Source organism: Mesorhizobium sp. M1027, from assembly GCF_040318745.1.
GTDB lineage: Bacteria > Pseudomonadota > Alphaproteobacteria > Rhizobiales > Rhizobiaceae > Mesorhizobium.
Genome location: NZ_JAMYMW010000001.1, coordinates 596,353 through 621,103, shown reverse-complemented (window position 1 = coordinate 621,103; position 24,751 = coordinate 596,353). Strand labels below are relative to the sequence as shown.

At 62.5% G+C, this 24,751-nt stretch carries 18 protein-coding genes; 6 read left to right on the top strand and 12 right to left on the bottom strand.

The features are described from left to right. Positions 1–63 precede the first annotated feature (63 nt). Positions 64–384 (bottom strand): 2Fe-2S iron-sulfur cluster-binding protein, encoded by a 321-nt coding sequence (locus tag NKH50_RS02915; RefSeq protein ID WP_254817397.1) that lies wholly within the window; start codon positions 382–384, stop codon positions 64–66. Positions 385–481: 97 nt separating this feature from the next. Then, entirely contained in the window at positions 482–850 is a 369-nt protein-coding gene (locus tag NKH50_RS02910) for an Hpt domain-containing protein (RefSeq protein WP_352507889.1), read from the bottom strand. 285 nt (positions 851–1,135) lie between these two features. Here NKH50_RS02910 and NKH50_RS02905 point away from each other — a divergent pair, with 285 nt between their 5' ends. Together NKH50_RS02905 and NKH50_RS02900 are read left to right on the top strand one after the other, a co-directional pair. Continuing rightward, the gene (locus tag NKH50_RS02905) at positions 1,136–7,522 is read left to right on the top strand and encodes an apolipoprotein A-IV repeat region-like domain-containing protein (protein ID WP_352876571.1); all 6,387 of its coding nucleotides are present in this window, start codon (positions 1,136–1,138) and stop codon (positions 7,520–7,522) included. 130 nt (positions 7,523–7,652) lie between these two features. Continuing rightward, the gene (locus tag NKH50_RS02900; RefSeq protein ID WP_352876904.1) at positions 7,653–8,108 is read left to right on the top strand and encodes a macro domain-containing protein; all 456 of its coding nucleotides are present in this window, start codon (positions 7,653–7,655) and stop codon (positions 8,106–8,108) included. 40 nt (positions 8,109–8,148) lie between these two features. On the opposite strand, the gene NKH50_RS02895 is transcribed toward NKH50_RS02900, so the two are convergent. Genes NKH50_RS02895 through NKH50_RS02880 form a run of 4 tightly spaced genes read right to left on the bottom strand, consistent with a single transcriptional unit; the run spans position 8,149 to position 12,231 of the window. Further along, positions 8,149–8,802 carry an ABC-type transport auxiliary lipoprotein family protein gene (locus NKH50_RS02895; protein ID WP_051406244.1) on the bottom strand — a complete coding sequence of 218 codons (654 nt, stop codon included), beginning with the start codon at positions 8,800–8,802 and terminating at the stop codon, positions 8,149–8,151. Positions 8,803–8,839: 37 nt separating this feature from the next. Further along, entirely contained in the window at positions 8,840–10,213 is a 1,374-nt protein-coding gene (locus NKH50_RS02890; protein ID WP_023679998.1) for an MlaD family protein, read from the bottom strand. A 13-nt stretch (positions 10,214–10,226) separates the two neighbouring features. Further along, positions 10,227–11,045 carry an ABC transporter ATP-binding protein gene (locus tag NKH50_RS02885; RefSeq protein WP_352593549.1) on the bottom strand — a complete coding sequence of 273 codons (819 nt, stop codon included), beginning with the start codon at positions 11,043–11,045 and terminating at the stop codon, positions 10,227–10,229. A 1-nt stretch (position 11,046) separates the two neighbouring features. After that, positions 11,047–12,231, bottom strand: a complete 1,185-nt coding sequence (locus tag NKH50_RS02880; protein WP_352742600.1) for an ABC transporter permease — start codon at positions 12,229–12,231, stop codon at positions 11,047–11,049. 78 nt (positions 12,232–12,309) lie between these two features. Between NKH50_RS02880 and dgcA the strand changes: the two genes are divergently transcribed. Further along, complete coding sequence (gene dgcA / locus NKH50_RS02875) at positions 12,310–13,293, top strand: N-acetyl-D-Glu racemase DgcA (protein WP_352645536.1); 984 nt, start codon at positions 12,310–12,312, stop codon at positions 13,291–13,293. Here the strand turns inward: dgcA and NKH50_RS02870 are convergent. Next, positions 13,264–14,481, bottom strand: coding sequence for an MFS transporter (locus NKH50_RS02870; protein ID WP_352507850.1), 1,218 nt, complete (start codon positions 14,479–14,481; stop codon positions 13,264–13,266). The genes dgcA and NKH50_RS02870 overlap by 30 nt on opposite strands. Positions 14,482–14,608: 127 nt before the next feature. Beyond that, positions 14,609–15,430, bottom strand: coding sequence for a UDP-2,3-diacylglucosamine diphosphatase (locus NKH50_RS02865; protein WP_352876565.1), 822 nt, complete (start codon positions 15,428–15,430; stop codon positions 14,609–14,611). A 120-nt stretch (positions 15,431–15,550) separates the two neighbouring features. Here NKH50_RS02865 and NKH50_RS02860 point away from each other — a divergent pair, with 120 nt between their 5' ends. Further along, a complete protein-coding gene (locus NKH50_RS02860) occupies positions 15,551–16,330 on the top strand; it encodes an SDR family oxidoreductase (RefSeq protein ID WP_352705551.1) in 780 nt (259 codons plus the stop codon). A 140-nt stretch (positions 16,331–16,470) separates the two neighbouring features. Here the strand turns inward: NKH50_RS02860 and NKH50_RS02855 are convergent, their stop codons facing one another. Then, positions 16,471–17,136: a hypothetical protein gene (locus NKH50_RS02855; RefSeq protein WP_254820173.1), complete on the bottom strand. Its 666-nt coding sequence runs from the start codon at positions 17,134–17,136 to the stop codon at positions 16,471–16,473. A 24-nt stretch (positions 17,137–17,160) separates the two neighbouring features. Then, entirely contained in the window at positions 17,161–18,561 is a 1,401-nt protein-coding gene (locus NKH50_RS02850; RefSeq protein ID WP_352507847.1) for a selenium-binding protein SBP56-related protein, read from the bottom strand. 399 nt (positions 18,562–18,960) lie between these two features. Between NKH50_RS02850 and NKH50_RS02845 the strand changes: the two genes are divergently transcribed. Continuing rightward, complete coding sequence (locus tag NKH50_RS02845) at positions 18,961–21,285, top strand: NADP-dependent malic enzyme (RefSeq protein ID WP_254820171.1); 2,325 nt, start codon at positions 18,961–18,963, stop codon at positions 21,283–21,285. 12 nt (positions 21,286–21,297) lie between these two features. Here the strand turns inward: NKH50_RS02845 and NKH50_RS02840 are convergent, their stop codons facing one another. Next, entirely contained in the window at positions 21,298–21,918 is a 621-nt protein-coding gene (locus NKH50_RS02840) for a DUF1287 domain-containing protein (protein WP_352736618.1), read from the bottom strand. 258 nt (positions 21,919–22,176) lie between these two features. Between NKH50_RS02840 and NKH50_RS02835 the strand changes: the two genes are divergently transcribed. Then, positions 22,177–23,379 (top strand): DUF2865 domain-containing protein, encoded by a 1,203-nt coding sequence (locus NKH50_RS02835; RefSeq protein WP_352876559.1) that lies wholly within the window; start codon positions 22,177–22,179, stop codon positions 23,377–23,379. Here NKH50_RS02835 and gltX read toward each other — a convergent pair. Next, positions 23,297–24,670, bottom strand: coding sequence for a glutamate--tRNA ligase (gltX, locus tag NKH50_RS02830; RefSeq protein ID WP_352876556.1), 1,374 nt, complete (start codon positions 24,668–24,670; stop codon positions 23,297–23,299). The genes NKH50_RS02835 and gltX overlap by 83 nt on opposite strands. Positions 24,671–24,751 lie beyond the last annotated feature (81 nt).

Here is a 24,751-nt window from a genome sequence, read left to right as displayed (position 1 = left end):
GAAAACGGCGCGACACTGCATGACCATTGGTCCGCTGCCAAGCGGCAGCGGCAAAAATCGGCTTCAGCCCTGGCGGGCCGGCACGCGCACGACCAGCCCGTCGAGGGCGTCGCGCACCTTGATCTGGCATGACAGCCGCGAATTCGGCTGGACGTCGTAGGCGAAATCCAGCATGTCCTCTTCCATGGCTTCCGGCTCGCCGACCTCCGCCGTCCAGGCTTCGTCGACATAAACATGGCAGGTCGCGCAGGCGCAGGCGCCGCCGCATTCCGCTTCTATTCCCGGCACCGCATTGCGGATCGCATTTTCCATGACGGTCGAGCCGTTTTCGGCATCCACGTCAAAACGCGTGCCGTCATGGGCGATGAAGGTCAGCTTGGTCATTTGTCACCTGAAGGGAGTCTGAGCCGACATAATCACTCTGCCGGACAAGTCAACTGCGGCGCCAAAGCGCCGCTGTGTGGCGTTTCGGGAATAAGTGCTATCGGCTGATGGCGGCGACGAAATCGCGCACTTCTTCGATCAGCGAGCCAAGCCGCTTCAGCGTGCCGGCGTCTTCGGGCCGGCATTCGATCGCACTGGCGCAATCGGCGATGGCGAAGGCGCCGACCCCGCGCGCCGAGCCTTTGAGCCCGTGTGCCAATAGCAGCCGCTGCCCGACATCCGCATCGACGATCTTGTCGCGCACCGACAGCGCCTGCTGCACGAACAGAGCCAGCACCTCCTGCTCGAGGCTCCGATCGCCCATCGTCTGGCGCGCAAGATGCGCCAGGTCGATCGGCCGCGCCCCGGCTGTCCCCGACACATCGCCGCCGGGCATCGAGAAGGCAATGCCGTTTTCGCCACGTATCACTTTGAGACTCCGTTCTTCGACCGCCGCAAAAAATAGGCGTATCCGGTGGACAACGGGTTAATGATTGCCCCGGAAAAATGTCGCGATAACGGCGCCGGAATCACGGCTGTGTTAACCTTATATTTAAAGTTTTACGTATCGGGCGGAATGCATGTTTTCTTTACCCGGCTGTGTCATTACGATACGACAGGTCCATTTTCAGCCTCCTGCGCGGGACACGCTAGGCAGAATCAATAAGCAGAACCATAAGTCCCGCCGCAGCTTGTACAGGGTAGCGAAGGCATGGCGAAGAAACCAACGACGACAAGAACGCTCGACAGCGACGTAGCCAGGGAACTCGAAAAGGCACTCGATATCGACCTGAGCGGCGATGCCGGCGGCGACTTCGACATGGCGGCATCCATGGAAGATCTGGAAGCGCAAATATCGCAAGCCGCCGACGAGCTGGCGCGCGAAGGTCGCAGCCAGAACGAACCGCCTGCGCCGGACCAGACCCAGAACGCGGCACCAGCCGCCAATCAAAGCCAGAACGCAAATTCCGCGCCAAAGGCCAAGCCAGCTGAGTTGCGTCCCGTCGCAACGCGCAATGGCTCGCAGCCGGCAGCTTTCTCGCCGGCCAACGACGATCGTCAAAAAGACTATAAGACGCTCCTGCACACCCTCAATCGGCGCGCCTCGAACACGATCTATTGGGTCGTGGCTTTCGTGTCGCTTGCCTGGATCGCCGGTGCTGGCGGCCTTGCGAACCTGTTGTTCGGACCTGGCATCTGGAACATCCGCACCTTCGATCAGTTTTTCGCCCGTCCCGAGCTGATCGGCCTGGCGGTCGCGGCAATCGTGCCTGTCATCCTGTTCTGGGCATTCGCAGTGATGATTCGCCGCGCTCAGGAGATGCGCCTTGCCGCGCAGTCGATGACCGAGGTGGCCTTCCGTCTGGCCGAGCCGGAAAATCTTGCCCAGGATCGCGTCATGATGATCGGCCAAGCGGTTCGCCGCGAGGTGGCAGCCATGGGCGAAGGCATCGAACGCACGCTTGCGCGTGCCGTCGAGCTCGAAACGCTGGTTCACAGCGAGGTGAACCAGATCGAGCGCTCCTATTCAGAGAACGAGTCCCGCATCCGCTCGCTGGTCGATGGGCTGGGCAGCGAGCGCGAAGCAGTCGTCACCCATGCCGAGCGCGTGCGCGCTTCGATCACCGGCGCCCACGAGACACTGAAAGACGAGATCAACGCCGCCAGCGATATCATTCGCGACAGCATTCTCAATGCCTCGACCAAGCTGTCGATGACGATCAACGAATCCGGCGACACGCTGATCGACAGGATCAACGGAAGCTCGATGTCGATCTTCGATTCGGTGGAAGGCCGGCTCGAATCGATCACCGATCGGCTGTCGACGTCGGGCGAGGCCTTCGCCAGCCTGCTCGACACCCGCATCGCCAAGCTGACGGACACCACCGATGGCCTGACGCGGTCGCTGACCGACCTGCTCGACGACCGCACAAGCGGCATGGTGTCGCTGCTCGGCGGCGCCGCCCGCACACTCAATTCGGAATTCGAAGCCAGCCTCAACGGCATTGAGCGGACGCTTGCCGAACGTGGCCAGGCGCTGATCAGCGAGTTCCAGACCCGCGCCGAGGCGCTCGACACCGGCACGCAGAAGCTCAACGCCGCGCTGGAGGCTCGCGCACGCCAGATCAACGAGACGCTGGTCGAGCGCGCGCGCGAAATCGCCCACACCTTCCAGGATAGCAAGGAGACGCTGTCGGCAATGATCGATCAGGGCAAGACCCAGATCGGTGCCGACATGGCCGACATCATTTCATCGACCTCGACCATGCTTGAAGCCCGCGCCGGCGATTTCGCCGGGCGCATGGAAGCGGCACGCCATGTCGTATCGCGTTCGTTCGACACGGACATCCAGCGGCTTGCCGATGCTCGCGCCGGCATAGAGGAAGCCGTTGAAAACCATAGCCGCAAGCTTTCCGAAAGCCGCGACCGGATGGCGGCGGCAATGCAGGCCGATCTGGCGAAATTCGCCGAGGGTCGCGCCGAAATCGACGCAGCGGTGGCCAACCAGGTGCAGAAGCTTGCCGAAGGCCGCAGCCTTATCTCGCGCGCCCTTGAGGAGGATCTGCGCAAGGTCAACGAATCGCGCGCAGCGATCGACGCTTCACTGGGCAGCCATCTCGAAAGCCTTGAAGAGGGTCGCAACAGGCTGGCCCAGGCCCTGAACGAAGACTCCGGAAAACTCGTGCAAGCTCGTACGATAATTGATGAAATGGTTGCCGGGCACGTCGGCAAGCTCGCCGAAGGCCGCAGCATCCTTTCGCGCGCGCTCGAGGCCGACCTCGGCAAGTTGGCAGAGAATCGCGCCGCCATCGACGGCCTCGTCGCCGGTCAGGTCGAAAAGATCGCCGAGGGTCGCGCCATACTCGCCAGTGCGCTGGAAGCCGACATCGCCGGCATCAATGGCCTCATCGAGGCGCATTCGGCGAAATTGGCGCAAGACCGCAGCGGCCTTTCCCAGTCACTCGATAACGACCTCTCCGACATCAGGAGTCTGATCGCTGATCATTCTGGCAGGCTCGCCGATGACCGCAGCCTGCTTTCGAAGACGCTTGAGGACGATCTTGCCAAGCTGGCCGAAAGCCGGTCGAGCATCGATGGGCTGGTTGCCGGCCAGGTCGAGAAGCTGGCGGAAGGCCGCGACATCCTCAAGCGCGCGCTCGAATCGGACCTGAACGCGATCAAGGGCGTCATCGCCAGCCAGTCTGAAAAGCTGGCGGAAGACCGTGGCCAGTTGTCACGGGCGCTGGAGAGCGACCTGGAGGCTGTGCGGGGCGTTGTCTCCGATCACATGAACAAGCTTGCCGAAGACCGTTCGACCCTTTCGAAGGCGCTCGAAGACGATCTCGCCAAGTTGGCCGAAAGCCGCTCGAGCATCGATGTGATGGTTGCCGGCCAGGTCGAAAAGCTGGCAGAGGGCCGCGACATCCTCAAGCGTGCGCTCGAAGCCGATCTGAGCACTGTCAAGGGCGTCATCGCCAGCCAGTCCGAAAAGCTGGCGGAAGACCGTGGTCAGCTGTCGCGGGCACTGGAGACCGATCTCGAGACCGTGCGGGGCGTCGTCTCCGAACATATGAACAAGCTTACCGAAGAGCGTTCGGCCCTCTCGAAAGCGCTCGAGGACGATCTTGCCAGGCTGGCAGAGAGCCGTTCGAGCATCGACGGGTTGGTCGCCGGCCAGGTCGAGAAGCTGGCCGAGGGTCGCGACATCCTCAAGCGCGCCTTGGAAGACGATCTTGCCAAGCTGGCCGAAAGCCGCTCGAGCATCGACGGACTGGTTTCCGGCCAGGTCGAGAAACTGGCCGAAGGCCGCGATATCCTCAAGCGCGCCTTGGAGGCCGATCTCAACACGATCAGGGGCGCCATCGCCGATCAGTCGCAGCTATTGACCGATAATCGCGCGCAGTTTTCGCGTGCGTTGGAAGCCGATCTCGGCAACGTCAACAGCCTTGTCGCAACCCACGCAGAGAAGCTCGTCCAGGACCGCTCGACCCTGTCGAAGGCGCTCGAGGACGATCTCGCCAAGCTGGCCGAAAGCCGTTCGAGCATCGATGGGCTGGTTGCCGGCCAGGTGGAGAAACTGGCGGAAGGCCGCGACATCCTCAGGCGCGCGTTGGAAGCCGACCTGGAGAGGCTTGCAATGAGCCGCAGCGAGGTCGACGAGATCGTCGCCGGTCATGTCGGCAAGCTGAGCGAGGGCCGCGACATGCTGACCCGCGCATTGCAGGACGATCTCTCCAGGCTCGCCGAAACGCGCAAGGATGTCGACCGTTCGCTGTCCGGCCATATCGACCAGATCGCCGCCAGGAGCACCGACATCTCCGATGCAATCGCTGCCGACGTAGAAAAGATCGAGCAGGCGTTCAGCCGGCAGACAGGCATCATCGAGGAGCGCGCCAGCACCATGGAGCGGGCGCTGTCGACGGGTGTCGACAACGTTCGCAGTGTGCTCGAAAAAAGCGCGGTCTTCGTCGCCGGGGCGCTGCGCGAGAAGGTCCTGGAAGTCACCAGCGCGCTGCATGAGCAGGCGGGCGCGGCATTCAGCGATGCCGACCGCAAGATCGCCGAGCGCGCCGAGCAGACCTCCGCTGCCCTGCTCGCCAGGGCGGAGGACATCGCCCGCACCTTTGAAGAGGCGGACCGTCGCCTTGCCGCGCGCGCCGAGGATACGTCGAGCGCACTGATTGCCCGCGTCGACGACACGTCGAACACCTTGCTCGCGCGCGCCCAGGAAACGGCCGATCAGCTGGCAGCCAGAGCAAGTGAGATTGCCGGCACCTTCGACGCGGCGGACCACAGGCTGGTCTCTCGCGCCATCGAAACGGCCCAGTCGCTGGCGGCACGTGCCGGCGACATCCTGCGCAATTTCGAAACGGCCGACGAGCGGCTGGGCGTGCGCATCGGCGAATCCGCCGAAGCGCTTGCGGCACGCGCGTCGGATCTAGGTCGCATTTTCGATGCCGCCGACCAGCAACTTATTTCGCGCATTGCCGAAGGCTCCGAAGCACTTTCGGCCCGTGCGTCCGAGATCGGCCGCATCTTCGAGGAGGCGGATCATCGCCTGCTATCCCGTATCGCCGACAGCAGCACCGCCATCGGCGAACATGCCGACACCATTGTCGGCGCCTTCACCAGCACCGAGCAGCGGGTTGCCGAGCGCGCCAGACAGACTGGCCAGGAACTCGCCGTCCATGCCCGTGAAATCGAGCAGGTGCTTGCCGGTGCCGACGAACGCCTGGCATCGAGTGCGGCTGCCACAGCGGCCCGCGTCGAGGAGCAGGTCGCCGGCGTCGAGAACCGCCTCGCCTACTCCGCCGAGACAATGGGCCAAAAGCTCAACGAGCAGGTCGCGAACGCCGAGGCGCAGTTGGTCTCGCGTGCCAACACGATCGCCGAAACCTTCACCGCGGTCGGCCAGCATATCGGCCAGAGCACCAATGACGCTGCAAAGACCATCGGTGCCAATACTCGCGAGCTCAATACGATGCTTGCGGCACGTTCGGCCGAAATATCGAAAATCCTGGACGAGACGGCACGGCCTCTGGTCGAGCGCTTTGCCCAGGGCGGCTCCGAGCTGCAAAAGAGCATGGAAGAGGTCACAGAACGTGCGACCGAGAAGCTGCGCACTCAAAACGCCGCCCTCGTCGACGCCCTCGCCAGCCGCACGGCAGAAACCCTGTCGGCCGTCGAAGGCGCGCGCTCGACGCTTGCCGACAGCGTTGCCGACCTCATCGGCCGCATGACCACCTCCAGCTCGCAGCTCGGTCAATTGATCGAGCAGGCGGCGGGCAATCTCGGCCAGGTTGAAGAACGCCTGACCGGGAGCACGCAAAGCTTCGCAGCGACCACGGAAAAGACCGCGCAGACCTTCGCCAGTTCGGCGCGCCTGGTCGATTCGAACACGACGCGGCTCACCGAGCTGTCGTCCTCGACCTTGCGCGAGGTTGCTTCCATCGCCACCAAGTTCGACGAGCACAGCCGGTTGCTTTCCAGTGCCTCGGACCTGTTGAGCTCGGCCCAGAGCAATCTCGAGCACACGCTCGAAAGGCAATCGTCGCTGGAGGACCTCGCCGTCGGCCTTGTCAAGAAATCGGAAGATCTCGAAAGGGTCATGCGCTCGTTCGAGAATCTGGTCGGCCAGACGCTGCAGAACGCCGAAGGCAAGACGCTGGAATCCGCCGACAAGATCCGTACCGCGATTTCCGAAGTGGTCGATTCGGCAACCAAGCGCTTTGCCGATGCGACCGAGGAGATGCGGCGTACCGCCGGCTCGATCAAGAGCGAGCTCGACCTCACCCGGGCCGAGCTTAAGAAAGGCGTCATCGAGATGCCGGAAGAGGCAAAGGAATCAACCACGGCTATCCGCCGTGCCGTTTCCGAGCAGATCAACGCGCTGAAGGAACTTTCTGAAATCGTTGCCAAATCTGGCCGCAGCACCGACAGTTCGGAACAGCGCAACCTGCGTCCGACGCCGCAAGCGCTTGCCGCACGCCCCGCCGAACCGCCACGTCGCCCGGCTCCGGCTCCCGAACAGCGCCGTGCACCGCAGGCGCCTTCGGGCGAGACGGCGCTGCGCGGTACGCTCGACCTCGAACGTCCCGCAGACCAAGCGCCGCGCCAGCGCGACCCCAACGGCCGTACGCCGCAGGGCGGTTGGGTGCGTGACCTCCTGACCGGTGCATCGCGCGAAGACGACGCCAAGCCGGCAGCGCCTGCCGAAGCGCCGCGCCCGGCTCCCGCTGCGCGTTCGCCGCTTCATGTCGTGGAATCGCTGAACTCGCTCTCCGTCGATATCGCCCGCGCCATCGATCACGATGCCTCGATCGAGCTGTGGAACCGCTACCGGCGCGGCGAGCGCGACGTCTTCACACGGCGTCTTTACACGCTGAAGGGCCAGCAGACGTTCGATGAGATCCGCCGCAAATATCAGTCGGAGGCGGAGTTCCGCGCTGCTGTCGATCGTTACTGCGATGATTTCGAAAAGCTGCTCAAGGACGTGTCGCGCAACGACCGCGACAACATCATGGCGCAGACCTACCTGACGTCGGATACCGGCAAGGTCTACACCATGCTGGCCCACGCCAGCGGCCGCCTGCACTAAGCGGGCGACAGGAAAACAGAAAGGGCACTCTGCCCTTTCTGCTTAGACCCGATACTGAAAAAGATAGTCCGCAAATCTCCTGATTTGGTCGGATGTTTGCGCCCAGAGCAGAGGCCGGTATCTCGTGGCAATGCAGACAATTCGCGGTGATCTGCTTCAGCTTGCGCTCGACGGAACGTTCGATGTCATTGTGCATGGATGCAACTGCCAGTGCCAGATGGGCAAAGGAATTGCTCTTTCCATAAAGCAGCGTTTTCCCGAAGCATATGCTGCGGATTGCGCGACATTGAAGGTTGACCCAGCCAAGCTGGGAAGCATATCCGTTGCCGAAATCAAGCGAGGCAGCCGCATTTTCCATGTTGTCAACGGCTACACTCAGTTCCATTGGCAGGGCAAAGGCGTGAAAGCCGACTACCAGGCAATTCGAAAAGTCATGCAGGCCGTCAAAGGTAAATTCGCGGGCAAAAGAATCGGCTACCCGAAAATTGGCGCAGGGCTGGCTGGAGGTGATTGGGAAACCATAGCCTCAATCATCAACGATGAACTCGCGGGCGAAGATCATACGCTTGTCGAATACGCTCCGTGAGCTGCTTCGGTCTCCAGCCGCCTCACAGCAGTAGCCCGGTTCAGATCACGGTGTCCGTCCAGCGGACGATTTGCCCTGCCGCATCGCCGAACGCGGCATCGAGCGCGCCGACATAGGCCTGGTTGCCATTGCCCGAAACGGGCGCGATGGCGCTAAACGTCTTCGAAGCGCGCACTTCACCGTTGCGATCGTTCAACAGGCGCACGAACAGCTCGACCTCGGCATGTTCGCCACCGTCGACACGCACCTCGAACGAGCGGATCTCGACGATCACCTGATAGTCGATCGCCAGCCCCTCGCCTGGCTTGCCGACGCCGGTGAAGCTGCCCGAGCGCTGGAACGTCTCTGCCAGCCGCGCCTGTACGATCATCGGCAGCCGGTCGGCCCATTGCGCGCCCTTGAGATACTGGATCGATCGCGGCGATGGCTTAATGACGATGTTCTGGCTGTCCAGCGCCTTGAGCGCCGATGGCTGAGCGATGAGGATCTGGCGACGGCTGTGGGCACGCGCTTCCAGCGACGGCGCCGAAAGCTCGAACGTATCCAGCGGCGCCGGCTTGCCGCCCAGCGCCGCGCAGCCGGCGAGCGAAAGCGCCAGCAGTGCCGCTCCGGCCTTGAACCCACTCGATCTGACGCTGCCTGAACTGATCGACTTCAAACGCGATCCCCCCCGGATCGTGGAAACAACGCGCATCCGCAAGCTATGTTCTTGCGGTGGGCGCAGGCCGAAGTCAACGGCGCACCCTGCCGTCGAACTGCCGGACCTCACCCTCGCCGCCGGACAGGATCCGCTGTGGATTGCGGCTGAGGTCGGTCACCGCCTCTTCGATGCGGTTGATCGAACGACGGCTGTCCTGGACCAGCGATTCGACGTTTTGCAGCCCCTGTCCCGAGAACCGCGCCAGATTGTCGGTGATGGTGCCGAGGCGGGCGTTCAACGTGTCGGCGACCTGCTTGAACGATTTGAGCGTCGCCCTGGCATCGGCCATGACGCCGTCGGCCTGACCGGAGCCGAGCAGTTTGTCGACCTTGGCAAGGATACCGTCGACTCGCACCGAGGCATCGTTGAGGCGTCCTGCGAGCTGGTGCGCGTCTTTGATGGTTTCGTCGATGTCGTCGGCCCGGTTGGCGAACTTGTTGGTCACCTTGGCGATGTCGGCGGCAGCCTCGTTGGCGTTTTCGCTGGCCTTCTGGATATTGGCCAGCGCGGTGCGAACCTCAGCCGGATCGATGCCGTCGAGAACGCCGTCGACCTTGGCCAGCGTGCCTTGCGTCTTCTGGGCGAACTCGTTGATCGAGCCTACCGCGGTGTCCACGTTCTTGATGACCGTGTCGAACTGCTTGCTGGTTTCCTTGAGGTTGGAAGTGACCGTGTCGACATTGGCGACGATGCTCTTGATCTGGTCCTTGTCGACGGCGTTGAGTAGCCCTTCCGCCGCCTTCAGGGTGCCGTCGAGTTTGCCCGAAACACCCTTCAGTTCGTCCGCCAGCGAGCTGACGCTGGCCAGGAACTTGTCGACGCCGTCCGCATTCCTGGCCAGTGCATCGGAGAAGGTCTGGACATTGTTGACGGTCTGCGTCAGCGGCCCGCGAACATCCTTGGTGAAGCCTTCGAGCTCCGAAAGGACCTTGTCGGCGCGGGTGAAGATGTTCTGCGCCGTCTGTAGCAGATTGGTGACCGCCGACGGGTTGGCAACGATCTCGGCGACACGGCCTTCCTTTTCCGCCTCGTCGAGAAGTTTTGGCTCTTTGGGGTCGGCGCCCTTGAGCTCGATGTTGGCCTGGCCGGTGAGGCCGGCAAGCCCGATATCGGCCTGCGTCGACTTGGTGATAGGCGTATTCCGGTCTATTTCGGTGTCGGCGATAGCAGCGGTCGGATTGTCGACGTCGATATAGACACGGCGCACGTCGCCGACTTTGACGCCATTGAACAGCACGAAGCTGCCACGGCCGAGCCCCGAAGCGGAGCCTGGAATGCGCACGCGCAGCACCGTCGTCTCACCCTTTTCGCCGATTGCCGCCGTCCAATAGACGAAAGCGAAAGCCGCGAGGATCGCGGCCAGCGTGAAAATGCCGACAATGACGTAGTTGGCCCTGGTTTCCATTGCTCACTTATGGCTATGCGCGCGCCGCAAGATCAAGTTGCCGGGCGCGTTTTCCGCGGAAATAGGATTTTACCCAGGGTTCCTCGCTCCTGAGCATGTCGTCGATCGTGCCCTCGACCAGCACTTTCTTGTTGCCGAGCACCGCCACGCGGTCGCACGCGGTAAACAGCGTGTCGAGATCGTGCGTGACCATATACACGGTCAAATCCATCGTATCGCGCAGTTTGACGACCAATTCGTCGAACTCAGCCGCGCTGATCGGATCGAGCCCGGAAGTCGGTTCGTCGAGGAAGACGATATCCGGATCGAGCGCCAGAGCGCGCGCCAGCGCAGCACGCTTAATCATGCCGCCGGAGAGCTCGGAGGGGAATTTCTGCGCCGCATCCGGCGGCAATCCCACCAACTCGACCTTGAGCATGGCAAGTTCGTCCATCAGCTTCTTCGGCAAATCGAGATATTCGCGCATCGGCACCTGGACGTTTTCGAGGACGGTCAGCGCCGAAAACAGCGCACCATGCTGGAACAGCACGCCAAGCCGCATGTCGATGCGAAGGCGCTCCCTTTCGGTTGCCCTCTCGACGTCGACCCCGAACAGTTTGATTGTTCCCGATTGCTTGCGCGTCAAGCCAAGGATGGTGCGCAAGAGAACAGATTTGCCGGCACCGGAGGCACCGACGAAGCCGAGAATCTCCCCGCGCCAGATATCGAGCGATAATTTGTCGAGAACGACCTGATCGGCGAACGACACCGTGACGTCGTGCGCCGACAGCACGATCTCGTCTTCTTTGGCTTTCGCCGCCACCTTGGTCGTGTTTGTGCCCGGCAGCGCCATCTCAGAACTCGATCGCTGCATAGAACATGGCGAAAAGCCCGTCGAGGATAATGACCACGAAGATCGACTTCACCACTGAGGCGGTCACATGCTGGCCAAGCGATTCGGCGCTGCCGCCAACCTTCATGCCCTCGACCGAGGCGATTATGCCGATGATCATGGCCATGAACGGCGCCTTGATCAGGCCGGCAAAGATGGTGCTGAGGTCGATTGCGACACGCAGCCGGTCGATGAACGCTGCCGGTGCAATATCGGAGTAGAGCCATGCAGCCAAAATGCCGCCGCCCAACGCGGCAAAGTTGGCGACGATCGTCAGGCAAGGCAGCGCGATGACCAGCGCGACCAGCCGCGGAAACACCAGCACGCCGATTGGATTAAGACCGATCACCTTCAGAGCATCGACCTCCTCGCGCATCTTCATCGAGCCGATCTCGGCGGTGATCGCACTGCCGGAGCGGCCGGCGATCATGATCGCCGTCATCAGCACGCCGAGCTCGCGCAGGATCAGCACCCCGACCAGGTCGACGACGAAGATGTCGGCGCCGAAATAGCTGAGCTGATAAGCGCCTTGCTGGGCGACGATCGCACCGACGATGGCCGACATCAGCACGACTACCGGTATGGCGCCGACACCCATGCGATCGATCTGGTTGAAGATCGCCGCCATATTGACGGCATGCCCACGGCCAAGCTTCATCTGCGAGCCGCGTATCGTGGCGCCGAGGATATTCATTGCGGCCAGGAAATCGTCGCGCATCTCATAAACGCGCCGGCCAACCGCCTCGAGCCCACGAATGATGAAGTTGGGCGGCTTTGCCGGACCTGATTCGGGCTCGCGTCGGACCGCATCACCGACGGCGCCGAGCAGGATCGAGGCAATCTCGCTTTGCCCCTGCATCGTGATCTCGACGCCCTTCTTTTCGAAGCTGCTGACCAGGCGGTCGATCAGCCACGCCCCGGCTGTGTCCATCTTCTCGATTTGTGAAAGGTCGAGCGCCAGCGTCTTGAAGCCGCTGCGCTTCTCGATCTTGCGCATCTCGGCATCGACCAGCGCCACGGTGCGCGTCGTCCAGGTTCCCGAGAAAGCGCAGCCGAGAACGCCGCCCTCCTCGCCGATCGCGATGCGCGGCTGGTGGTCGGGCTCCTTGGCAGGGCCGCTTGCGTCGCGTTTGCGGATGGTCAACATGGCGTCCTGTTTAGCCTGACGGGGTCGACCTGTCGATTTGCCGATATCCTCCTTGTTGCACAGCCGGAGCAGAAAAATATGGCGCGTGTCATTTCGGTCGAGGCCGAGCGCTTTCCGATAGCCGGGACCTTTACCATTTCGCGCGGCTCGAAGACCGAAGCGGAGGTGATTTCCTGCGCCATCACCGAAAACGGCCGTACAGGACGCGGCGAATGCGTCCCTTACAAGCGCTATGGCGAGACCGTTGAGGGTGTGCGTGGCGCGATAGAGGCGATGCGCAGTGAGATCGCGCACGGCATCAGCCGCATCGCCCTGCTCGGTGCCATGCCTGCCGGCGCGGCACGCAACGCCATCGACTGCGCGCTCTGGGACCTGGAAGCGAAGATCAGCGGAACACCGGTGGCGCATACGATACGAACCGTTCCGTTACGACCGCTTGAGACGGCGTACACATTGTCGCTCGCCGAGCCGGAAGCGATGGCGGCGCAGGCCCGCGCCAACGCCCAGCGCCCGCTGCTCAAGGTCAAGATCGGCGGCGACAACGACATCGCCCGCATCCGCGCAGTGACGGCGGCGGCACCCGACAGCCGAATCATTCTTGATGCCAACGAAGGCTGGACGAACGACAACATCGTAGAAAACCTCGCCTTTGCCGCTGCGCAAGGTATCGCCTTGATCGAACAGCCGCTGCCGGCGGGACATGACGGTATTCTTCGCCACATCGCGCATCCGGTGCCGATCTGCGCCGACGAAAGCGTGCACGAGGCGAAGGATATTGGAGCGCTTGTCGGCCTCTACGACGCCATCAACATCAAGCTCGACAAATCCGGCGGCCTGACCGCAGCACTCGTGCTTCGCGACCGCGCCCGCGAACTGGGTCTTGGCGTTATGGTCGGCTGCATGGTCGGCACATCGCTTGCGATGGCGCCGGCCGTTCTGTTGGCGCAGGATGCCGATTTCGTCGATCTCGACGGTCCGTTGCTGCTAGCCCGCGACCGCATTCCCGGTCTCGTCTATCAAGGGTCGCTGGTGTCACCGCCCGAGCCGGCGCTGTGGGGCTGAACGCGCCGCAAGTCCGATCAGCGCCAGGCCCGTCAGGGCGATCGGGATCATGGCAAAGAAGCCGTTCGCGCCGAAGCGGTCGTAAAGAGGACCGGAAATGAGCGTCGCCACCGCCATGAAGAAGCCGTTGGAAAAATAGGCGATGCCTTGCGCCGCCCCGGTGCGTTCTTCCACGACCGTCTCACCGATCATCTTTTGCAGGCCGATCAGCACCAGCGCCACCGAAACCGCGTGCAGCGTCTGGATCGCGAAAAACCCGCCAACGCCAAGTCCAAGCGGCCAGATCAAAGGGAAGGCGATCCAGCGCACGATAGCGCCTGTCCCGGCAATCAGCATGATCGACACGATCGAGAAGGAGGCGAAAGCCCGAGTGAAGACGACGAACATGCATATCTCGGCGACGACGCCCCACCCCCAGAGCAGCCCAACAACCGAATCGCTGATGCCGATCGACTTCCAGTAGATCGACACGAAGCCGTAGAGAAACGCGTGGCTGGCGGTGATGACGCCGACCCCGGTCGAAAAATAAAGAAAATACGGGTTGAGGAGTTTTGATGCCGATTGCTGGATGTCGGCAGCCGAAAGCGGCGAGGCGCGGCGCGGGCGGCCGAGGCGCGGCGCAATCAGCCCGGCGGCTAGCGCGGCGCATAACGACACGAAGATGATCACCGGGACAGCCTGAGCACCGCTCGCCGACAAGATGAAACCGCCGGCGAGATTGGCACAGAGATAGGAGATCGAGCCCCATTTGCGCATGCCGGCGTAGTTCGAGCCGAAGCGGCGAACACCAGAAAGGGCGAGCGAATCGGCAATCGGCGAATGCGGCGTCCAAACGACCGTCAGCGCCAGGGATACGGCAAGTACCATTGCGTAGGTCGGCGGCAGGAGGTAGCCGGCGGACAGGATCAGCGATGCGGCGACCAGCGCAACATAGACATTGGCGCGATCGCTCGCTTTGTCTGCCAGCGCGGTAAGAAAAGGCGTCGTTGCCACACGCAGGAACATCGGCGCGGCGAGGATCACGGCTATCTGCTCGGCGTGGAACCCCTTGGCCTGCAGCCACAGGGGAAAATACGGCACATGCGTTCCGAGCGGCACGAAGAGCGTGAAGAAGATCAAGCTCATGCGCAGTTCGAAATGGCGTGGCTTGACGAGCTGTTCGGGCGAAAGCGGCGGCAGCGAGGACATTGACAGGCGATCCGTCGGCACGGCATTCAGCCGGGTCGGCCCACCACACCTGCCGCTGCATAACACGGCGAAAAAGTCGATGAAACCGCTGGACTAACCGATTGAAGCGAGGGCGGCCGGGTTTTGGTCAAGCCGCCTGGACTGCCCTGCCCTTGATGTCGATCGGCACGAGCACCTCGCCGCCGACCGGAGTCTCCGGCAGGACATGCGCCCAGTGCAGGATCTCCATCCGGCCGTCAAAATGCTCGACCACCGCCGTGCAGCTCTCCACCCAGTCGCCGGTGTTGATGTACTGCACGTCCTCGTAGCTTTCGATCGCGGCATGGTGGATATGCCCGCAGATCACGCCGTCGACGTGCGAGCGGCGCGCCTCCTCGGTCAGCACGGTCTGGAACGAGCCGATGAAATTCACCGCCTTCTTGACCTTGACCTTGGCCCAGGACGAGAACGACCAGTAAGGCAGGCCGAGCACCTGGCGCAGGCGCGTGATGATGCGGTTGACCAGCATCGCCGCGTCATAGGCGTAGTCGCCGAGATAGGCGAGCCAGCGCGCATTGTGGACGACGGTGTCGAACTGGTCGCCATGAATGACAAGAAGGCGTTTGCCATCGGCGGTCTCGTGGATGGCGCGGTCGGCGACGACAATGCCGCCGAAATGCACGCCCTGGAACTGGCGCGCGAACTCGTCGTGATTGCCGGCGATATAGGTGATGTTGGCGCCCTTGCGCGCCTTGCGCAGCAATTTCTGGACGACGTCATTGTGGCTCTGCGGCCAATGCCAGCTTCGTCTCAAGCGCCAGCCGTCGACGATGTCGCCGACGAGATAGATGATATCGGCATCGTGATGGCGCAGGAAATCGATCAGGAACTCGGCCTTCGCCGCTTTCGATCCGAGATGGACGTCGGAGATGAACATGCTGCGGAAAGTGCGGGGCTCTGCGCCGGACATCATTTGTCACCGTTGCTTTCGCGTGAGGCTATGCCCCGATTCATGCAACAACCGTATGACGGTTGCGATTGGTCCAGCCATCCGGATAGGTTGCCACGGCAATCAGAGGAGAAAATCACCATGGATCTCGGCATTCGCGGCAAGAAGGCCATCGTCTGCGCTTCGAGCAAAGGCTTGGGACGCGGCTGCGCCATGGCACTGGCGGAGGCAGGCTGCGATCTGGTCGTCAATGGCCGCAGCGCCGACGTGCTGGCCAAAACCGCCGCTGAACTGCGGGAGAAATTCGGCGTCAAGGTGACCGAGATCGTCGGCGACATATCCAAACCCGATGTCCAGCAGGCGCTGCTTGCCGCCTGCCCCGATCCCGACATCCTCGTCAACAACAATGGCGGTCCGCCGTTTCGCGATTTCCGCGCGCTCGACCGCGAAAAGATCCTCGAGGGCGTCACCCAGAACATGGTAACCCCTGTCGAACTGGTTCAGGCCGTGATCGACGGCATGGCGGCGCGCGGCTTCGGCCGCATCGTCAACATCACCTCGCTGTCCGTCTATGTGCCTATCCCCGGCCTCGACCTGTCGTCCGGCGCCCGCGCCGGCCTCACCTCGTTCCTCGCCGGCGTCGCGCGGACGGTGATCGACCGCAATGTGACGATCAACAACATGCTGCCGGGAAAACTCGACACCGACCGGCTGCGCGGCCCGCATGAACCCGGCTGTGTCGAGGATCCGGCGGCAGCTGCCGCGCGCAAGGCGCAAGCAGCAGCCAATGTTCCGGCCAAACGGCTCGGCACGCCGGAGGAATTCGGCCAGATCTGCGCCTTCCTGTGCTCGGTCCATGCCGGCTACCTGACCGGGCAGAACGTACCGGTCGACGGCGGCCTCTACGTCAGCGCGTTCTAGTGGTAGAATCCAAACGCTTGGTTACCCTCTGGACGGCGGAAGAACGACCCTTTGCGGTTGTTGGGTGCGAGCGCCGCATGATGCGATCTGACCTTCCTGACATTCGCAGAAGGGAGAATTCCTTTGCCAATGCATGCAAGCTAGCGAGCGAATCCGATACTCGCGATCCCAATTCCGCCCACCAGGATCAGGCTCAGGGCCCACACAGTGTCGAGATTGAACCAGCTTTGTGAGATGAACTTGGGTCCGAGCCATCGATAGACGGCAATGGCGATAACACCGCCGCTTACAATCATCGCGGCCGTATGGACCACGGAGACGGTGGTGGCGGTGATCAGATTACCGGCCATGAGCGTGGTAGCCGCCTGGTGTCCAACATCGAGATCGCCTGCCTGGCACAAGCCGAGATAAATCGGCACCAGCATCAGCCCGGCGCCATGCGCGGTGGCGGCCGCGAAAGACCACAAGGCCAATTGCGCCGGCGGGATACGGGCAAGAACACGCGGGTGGCGCCGGTTGATCAGGAGATAGATCCCGGCTGCGATCACAATCAACCCCGCCGCGATGCGAATCTGTCGTTCCCAGACGATGAGCGTCAGCATCGCGCCGAAGGGCAGCAGGATACCGATCATCGCCACAAAGTGGCCTATTGCCAAAAGGCCGAGCGCCCGAAACAATTCGCCGGCACGTCTGTCCAAAAGGCCGGCCGAAACGGCCAACGGCCAGCCCATGCCAGGATTGATGCCGTGATAAATGCCGCTGGCGACGACGGCCAGCCAGAGACCGGCCGTCGTCCACTCGCTCATCGCTTCATTGACCCGGGCAGTCGGTTACACCGACGGATAGCAGAACGAATCCGTCGAGCAATCGCCACCTTCCAGACGAATCTGGTGCGAGCGATACCCCTCGGGGAACTCGACATAAAAGTCCTTGTCCAGGGTGATTCCACCGTTCTCGCCGACATTGGCCTTGACCATGGCTGCCGGAATACCATCGCGATAGAACTGATCGTCCCAAGTCGAATACAGGGAGTTGGTCCAGTAAACGCGTTTGCCGTCGCGGCTGATCTCGACCATTTGCGGTCCGCCCCTGTAGTCGCCGCCGCCGGGATGCTTGGCCTTGCGCGTGATGCCGCCAATATGGATGGACCCTGCAAGCTTAGGCTTCATCGGATCGGTCACATCGTATTGGCGCATCTCGCCGGTGCCCCAGCAGGATACGTAGAGGAATCGGTCATCGAGCGACAGGTCGATGTCGGTTACTAGCGGCGGCACCGCCTCGAAGCCCTGAAGCAACGGCGGCAGGTCATCCTTGGCGGCTGCCTCGGGCGGGATGGTCGCCGTCTTTTCGCAATGGAATTTGCCGCCCTCGCGCCACCAGGTCCAGATCGATCCCTCGAGGTTTGTCGTGTCGACGACCACTCCAAGGAAACCGTATTCCTTGACCGGGTCATGGGCGGGGCGGACTTCCAGCGCCATCTGGTGGTTGGCGCCCAGATCGATGGTCTGCACGTTCCTGCGTTCGCGCAAATTCCAGAAATGCACCCGGTGTCCGTATTTGTTCGACAGGAGGTCTTCAGGCACGATGCCCTGCTCGAACTGGGGCGGAAGGGCCCACTCGCTCGACACCATGTAGTCGCGTGGCAGGTTCCACCAGAAATCATACTGCTTGTCCTGCGGCCCGCGATCGATCTCGTAGCGCCCGATGACGTCGAACGTCTGGCAATCCATGACAAAGATGCCGGGAGGTCCGTCGGTGCCGTCAGGGCCACCGCCCCCAAGCGTCGAGACATAAATACCTTCCGGACCGCAGTGAATCGTATGAGGCCTGGAATAGCCCGTCTTGGCAAACACTTCTTCTGGCTCGATGACCTTGTGTATCTTGGCCTTGGTCGGTCCGCCCTTGGTGTCGATGACGTAAATGCGCGAAGATCGAATACCGGGAATGATCAGAAAGCGGCGCTCGAGAAACGGGTGACCATTCAGCGGCGAAAGGGCCGAAGAGCACGCGTTCCAGCCGAAATGGTGAAACTCGTCGCCCTTGTTCGGCATTATCACGCTATGGACGACCTGGCCGTAGTCCTTCGACTTCGGGTTTACGTCAACTATGGCTAGTCCATCTGGCTGAGAGAAGTCGGGACTCAACATCAAAGTGTAGGCAAAATTTTCGACTGGCGCCTGCATTGCGAGCTTGGCAGTCGCGTGGAAAGTCGGGTCTGGCCGTACAGTCATTGTCGTCCTCCCTTGGCAGGTTAAGCAGTCCGACCGACAATCAGGGGCACGATCTGTGATGCGTTTGGATGTCCGCCGAAAACGTCGGGGCGCTTTGTTGTTCGCACGCTATTTCGTGCGACTTTTCGAAGAATCTCACGGATTTTGGAGAACTGCAATGTCGACATGTTTCGCCGCAAGGCCTCTGTGAGCGACGAGCGCCACCAGACATTCGAACTGGGCGGCGTACCTCGCCGCAGCACCCCGCCTATCGCCCCAACATCTCAATGGCAGACCGCACAGGAGGGCGGGGGTGCAAGCCGCAAGCTCGCGCTTGCGACATATCACCTCTCGAAAAGCCTCGGCTGCATGCTAAGAGACTCAAAACACCAAACGGACTGAACTGAGGAGGCGGCCGTCATGACAGGCGAAAGCAAGAAGGCGGCCCGATCCGACCTCGACGAAGCGGCGCTCTATTTCCATAAGCACCCCCGTCCCGGAAAGCTTGAAATCCAGGCGACGAAGCCGCTGGGCAATCAGCGCGACCTGGCGCTTGCCTATTCGCCGGGCGTCGCCGCCCCCTGCCTTGAAATCCGCGACGACCCGGCAACCGCCGCCGACTATACAGCCCGCGCCAATCTGGTCGGAGTTGTCACCAACGGTTCGGCGGTGCTGGGCCTCGGGAATATCGGTCCGCTCGCCTCCAAGCCGGTGATGGAAGGCAAGGCGGTGCTGTTCAAGAAGTTCGCCGGCATCGATGTCTTCGACATCGAGATCGACGCACCGGGCATCGAGCGCATGGTCGAAACGATCTCGGCGCTGGAACCAACCTTCGGCGGCATCAACCTGGAAGACATCAAGGCGCCCGAATGCTTCGAAGTCGAGGAGCAGTTGAAAGCCCGCATGGGCATACCAGTCTTCCATGACGACCAGCACGGCACCGCCATCATCGTCGCCGCCGCCGTGCTCAACGGGCTGGAATTCGCCGGCAAGTCCATCTCGGACATCAAGATCGTCACGTCGGGCGCTGGTGCTGCGGCGCTTGCCTGCCTCAACCTGCTGGTCTCGCTCGGCGCGCGGGTCGAAAACATCTGGGTCACGGACCGGTTCGGCGTCGCCCATAAGGGCCGCGTCGAGGAGATGGACCGCTGGAAAGACCCTTATGTGAAGGACACCGAGGCGCGTACGCTGGCCGACGTTCTGCCCGGCGCCGACGTGTTTCTCGGCCTGTCTGCTGCCGGCGTGCTGAAGCCGGAATTGCTCCACCACATGGCGCCAAAGCCGCTGATCCTGGCGCTGGCCAATCCCAATCCCGAAATCATGCCGGAAGCAGCACGGGCGGCGCGGCCCGACGCGATGATCTGCACCGGCCGCTCCGATTTCCCCAATCAAGTCAATAACGTACTCTGTTTTCCTTACATCTTCCGTGGCGCGCTGGATTGCGGCGCAAGCGCCATCAACGAAGAGATGAAGATGGCTGCTGTGCGAGCGATTGCAGCGCTCGCCCGCGAAGAGCCGTCCGACGTTGCCGCGCGTGCCTATTCCGGCGAGACGCCGATCTTTGGTCCGGAGTTCCTGATCCCCTCGCCTTTCGATCCGCGGCTGATCCTGCGCATTGCCCCTGCTGTCGCCAAGGCAGCTTGCGAGACCGGCGTCGCGACCCGGCCGATCACCGATTTCGCCGCTTATATCGACAAGCTGAACCGCTTCGTCTTCCGCTCCGGCCTGGTCATGAAGCCGGTGTTCTCGATGGCCAAGACGTCGAGCGCCAAACGCGTCATCTATGCCGACGGCGAGGACGAGCGCGTGCTTCGCGCCGCCCAGGTCGTGCTCGAGGAAGGCATTGCCGAACCGATCCTGATCGGCCGCCCGCATGTCATCGAGGTGCGGCTGAAGCGCTACGGGCTGCGCATCAAGCCGGGCGTCGATTTCGGCTTGATCAACCCGGAAGACGATCCGCGTTACCGCCACTATGTCGACCTTTTGATCGAGCTTGCCGGCCGGCGTGGGGTGACGACGGAAGCCGCGCGCACCATGGTGCGCACCGACAATACGGTGATCGCGGCCCTTGCCCTGAAGCGCGGCGACGCCGACGCCATGGTCTGCGGGCTCGAAGGCCGTTTCGAGCGCCATTTGCGCAACGTGACGCTGATCATCGGGCCGCGCCCCGGCATTCGGGATCGCGACCTGTCGACGCTGTCCATGCTGATCTCGCAGCGCGGGATCATTTTCCTCACCGACACCCATGTCTCCGTCGATCCGACCGCCGAAGAAATTGCGGAAATGACCGTTTTGGCGGCCGAGGAAATTCAGCGTTTCGGCATTGAGCCCAAGGCAGCGCTGCTGTCGCATTCTGATTTCGGCTCCCGCGATTCGCCAAGCGCCATGAAGATGCGGCAGGCGGCGGCGATCCTGGCGCGCATCGCGCCCGACCTGCAATGCGACGGCGAGATGCATGCCGACTCGGCACTATCGGAGCAGCTGCGCCAACGCGTCTATCCGCATTCGCGGCTGAAGGGCGAAGCCAATCTGCTGGTGTTTCCCAATCTCGATTCGGCGAACATCACGCTGACCGCGCTGCGCACGATGATGGACGCGCTGCATGTCGGCCCGATCCTGCTCGGCACCGACAGCCCGGCGCACATATTGACACCGTCGGTCACCTCGCGCGGCGTCGTCAACATGACGGCACTGGCAGTGGTCGAAGCCGCGCATAAGGCGCAAGCCATCGTCGATCTGGGCTAGCGATGGGCCTTCTCAGACTGGCTTGAACCGGAAATGCCCTGTCTGCCTGAAGGCAAACAAAGTGTCCTCTTCTCTGGCGCCGCCGCCGATATTGTGAATAACCAGCCTTCTTGTCGGCACCACAGTGGAGCGATTGGACGACACGATGGCAATATGCGACAGATTGCCGGGCAGCATCTGTGCGACGAGATCCCCAGGCCGATAATCGGCGGGGTCTTGGCTGACGGGCAAGGCAGCACCGCGCCGCTCGAAATAGACCGCAAGATTGGGCACACGGCGGTGGTCGATGTTGCGGTCGGGCGCCTTCAAGCCCCACGCCTTCGGATAGGCGGCAAAATTGGCCCGCATATCCTCATGCACCAGTTCTTGCAGGTCGAGACCGAAGGCGCGGCGATAGGCACGGATCACGACATCCGTGCACACACCCCGCTCTGGCTCAACGTCCCCGCCCGGATAGGCTAGGCGTGTATAGGTCGGATCGTAGAGCGTGGTGACGCCGATCTGCTCACGAGCGGCTTCGACCAATCTGGTGCCCCAATCCGGCGTGACAAGCTTTTCCTGCGCCATGGCGACCGGCATCGCCAGGCATAAAAGACCAAATTGCACCGCGGCTCGACGGGTAATCGAGGTCATCCCAAGCCTCCGGGCATTACTGAATCCAGGCATTCTTCTCGGCGAATACGCCTTTTTCGTGCAACGCCAGGATGTCGCGGTTCTGGCTCTGTCCGAAAAGGCCGTGGGGGGTGGTCGGCATGACAGCCCTCGTCGTGATCGCGCACAGGCGCAAGCCATCGCCGATTTGAGCCGAAGCCGGAATTGGCGGTATGCTAAACGAACGGTTAACCGCGAGCGCGGTAGTTCTGAATGACAGGCAGGTGGAGGTCCGGAGGGATGACGGGCGCACATTGCAAGCTGACGCGGGCAGCCGCGCTGCTCGGCGTCCTGCTACTGTGCGGCATTGCCGTCACTCAGTCGCAGGCCGCTTCGCGCCTCTGCCGCCAGCTTGAAGCCGATCTTGCCGCCGCTTCTCGTGGTGGCGGCGGCAAGCCGGCCCTGCTCAGGAAATATGACGACGCGATCGTCCGGCAGCGCCAGCAGATTTCAAAAGCCGTCAGCCAGTCCAGCAGCGCCGGCTGCGGCTTCTCGCTGTCTCGCCGCAACGCCAACGCATGCGCGGCACTCGACGCCACCATCGATCGCATGGCTGCCAATCTCGACGCCTTGCAGGCCAAGCGCACTGAGCTTGCCGACGGTGGTTCGCGACGCGATCGCGCGCGCATATTGGCCTCGCTTGACGCCAATGGCTGCCACGATGATGCGGCGTCGACGCCCACACCGGTCCGCGAAGCCAGCCGTGAAAACGGCAACCGAAGCCTGCTCGACCAGCTTTTGGGCAGTGAACCTGGTGCGCCCGACCAGCCCGAAGAGCTCGACCAGGCTGAAGAGCTAAGTCAGCCGCGCAACATCCGCAGCATCCTCAACAACGCCGACGAGTTGGGCCAGCCGCGAGGCGAATTCCGCACCATGTGCGTGCGGACCTGCGACGGCTATTTCTTCCCGATGTCGAATGCTGCCTCGCTGGGCGATTTCGAGCGCGACCAGAAGAATTGCGAATCGAGCTGCCCCGGCACCGAGATGCAGGTTTTCTACACGCGCGGCATGAACGACGATTCGGCGTCGATGACGTCTTCAGTGACCGGCAGGCCTTATATCGAACTGTCGACGGCCTACCTCTACAAGCAATCCGACACGCCCCGGCCGCCGACCTGCGGCTGCAATGCCGTGCAGAATTTCCAGATTATCGCCGGCAACCCGCCAACCCCGGCACAATCCGAGGCGAGCGTGGAGACCACCCCGTTCATTCCGCTGCCGGTTGCCAAGCCTGATCCGGGCGCCGACCCGGAGACCTTGGCCAATTCGCAAGGCGGCCTCAACCGTGAGGCAATCAGACGGCTTGCCGCCAAACCTGTGCCCTCGCCGACGTCGCTGCCGCCGCCGGAGCAGCGCAAGGTCAGGGTCGTCGGGCCAACGTTCCTTCCCGACCCAGCAGCGGCAACAGATCTGCAAGCTCCGGACCGGAAGACTGTCCCGTAAGCGCCAGCCTGAGCGGCATGAACAGGGCCTTGCCCTTGCGGCCGCTCGCCGCTCGGATCTTGCCCGTCCAGTCCTTCCAGACAGTGCCGTTCCAAGGCTCTTCCGGCAGCAGCTCGAATGCCTGGCGAAGAAAGTCGCGGTCCTCGTCGGAAAACTCCGCCGGCTCCTCTGGACCGTCTCGAAGCGTACGCCACCAGATCGCCGCATCGGCCAGTCTGTCGAGATTGCCGCGCACCGCCAGCCAGAAAGGCTCGGCCTGTTCGCCGGAGATGCCGAGCACGATCAGCCGGTCGCGCGCCTCTGAAAACGGCATGTGGTGCAGCAGCGTGCGGTTGAGCACGAAGAGCTCGTCCGGGTCGAATTTGGCGGCGGATTTCGATGTTGCAGCCGGATCGAAGCGCTCGGCTAGCTCGGCCATCGCTGGCACCGCTACGACGTTTTCCGAGGTACCGACGAGCACCGCCAGCGAAGCCACCGCCATCGGCTCGATGCCGCTCTCACGCAGGCTCTGGATGGACAGCGCGCCGGTGCGCTTCGAAAGTCCCTCGCCTGATGCCGTTGTCAGGAGATTGTGGTGGCCGAACGCCGGCGGCTCCGCGCCAAGTGCTCGGAACAGGGCTATCTGAACGCCGGTATTGGTGACGTGGTCGTCGCCGCGAATGACATGGCTGACGCCCATGTCGATGTCGTCGACAACCGAAGGCAATGTATAGAGGTAGGTGCCGTCCTCACGCCGCAGAACCGGGTCTGAAAGCGAGGCGAGGTCGACGGTTTCTTCGCCGCGCACCAGGTCGTTCCAATGGATTTCGGTGCGCTCCGGCTGCAACGGATCGCCGGTGAAGTTGGGCAACAGAAAGCGCCAGTGCGGCCGCCGCCCATCGGCCTCATATTCCGCCACCTGCTCAGCTGTCAGCGTCAACGCCTCGCGGCCATAGACTGGCGGCAGGCCACGCGTGCGGCGCACCTTGCGCCTCAGGTCGAGCTCTTCGGGCGTCTCATAGCAAGCATAGACGAGGCGCGCCTCCTTCAGCCTCTCCAGTGCGGAATCGTAGATTTCCACGCGCCGCGACTGGTACTCCGTGGCGTCGGGGAAGATGCCCAGCCAATGCAGGTCATACAGGATAGCGTCGGAAAACTCCTGCGTCGAACGGGCAACGTCGGTGTCATCGAAGCGCTGGATGAAGCGGCCTTTGTTCTTGATGGCGAACAGCCAATTGAACAAAGCGGTGCGCGCATTGCCGATATGGATGCGGCCGGTCGGTGACGGGGCGAAACGGACGGTAACTGTCATGAGCGGGGCGTACCGGATGGTTTTGCTGTTGACAAGACGCGCCCCCGCGCTCGGCGGGAGACATAGAACATGACAAAGGCG

Bases quoted from the DNA above. Each gene is read 5' to 3' on its own strand.
- NKH50_RS02835 (WP_352876559.1), top strand. From the start codon at position 22,177: ATGACGGGCGCACATTGCAAGCTGACGCGGGCAGCCGCGCTGCTCGGC.
- NKH50_RS02880 (WP_352742600.1), bottom strand. From the start codon at position 12,231: ATGTTGACCATCCGCAAACGCGACGCAAGCGGCCCTGCCAAGGAGCCC.
- NKH50_RS02890 (WP_023679998.1), bottom strand. From the start codon at position 10,213: ATGGAAACCAGGGCCAACTACGTCATTGTCGGCATTTTCACGCTGGCC.
- NKH50_RS02870 (WP_352507850.1), bottom strand. From the start codon at position 14,481: ATGTCCTCGCTGCCGCCGCTTTCGCCCGAACAGCTCGTCAAGCCACGC.
- NKH50_RS02885 (WP_352593549.1), bottom strand. From the start codon at position 11,045: ATGGCGCTGCCGGGCACAAACACGACCAAGGTGGCGGCGAAAGCCAAA.
- NKH50_RS02850 (WP_352507847.1), bottom strand. From the start codon at position 18,561: ATGACTGTACGGCCAGACCCGACTTTCCACGCGACTGCCAAGCTCGCA.
- NKH50_RS02915 (WP_254817397.1), bottom strand. From the start codon at position 384: ATGACCAAGCTGACCTTCATCGCCCATGACGGCACGCGTTTTGACGTG.
- NKH50_RS02840 (WP_352736618.1), bottom strand. From the start codon at position 21,918: ATGACCTCGATTACCCGTCGAGCCGCGGTGCAATTTGGTCTTTTATGC.
- dgcA (WP_352645536.1), top strand. From the start codon at position 12,310: ATGGCGCGTGTCATTTCGGTCGAGGCCGAGCGCTTTCCGATAGCCGGG.
- NKH50_RS02900 (WP_352876904.1), top strand. From the start codon at position 7,653: ATGCAGACAATTCGCGGTGATCTGCTTCAGCTTGCGCTCGACGGAACG.
- gltX (WP_352876556.1), bottom strand. From the start codon at position 24,670: ATGACAGTTACCGTCCGTTTCGCCCCGTCACCGACCGGCCGCATCCAT.
- NKH50_RS02865 (WP_352876565.1), bottom strand. From the start codon at position 15,430: ATGTCCGGCGCAGAGCCCCGCACTTTCCGCAGCATGTTCATCTCCGAC.
- NKH50_RS02855 (WP_254820173.1), bottom strand. From the start codon at position 17,136: ATGAGCGAGTGGACGACGGCCGGTCTCTGGCTGGCCGTCGTCGCCAGC.
- NKH50_RS02895 (WP_051406244.1), bottom strand. From the start codon at position 8,802: ATGCGCGTTGTTTCCACGATCCGGGGGGGATCGCGTTTGAAGTCGATC.
- NKH50_RS02845 (WP_254820171.1), top strand. From the start codon at position 18,961: ATGACAGGCGAAAGCAAGAAGGCGGCCCGATCCGACCTCGACGAAGCG.
- NKH50_RS02905 (WP_352876571.1), top strand. From the start codon at position 1,136: ATGGCGAAGAAACCAACGACGACAAGAACGCTCGACAGCGACGTAGCC.
- NKH50_RS02860 (WP_352705551.1), top strand. From the start codon at position 15,551: ATGGATCTCGGCATTCGCGGCAAGAAGGCCATCGTCTGCGCTTCGAGC.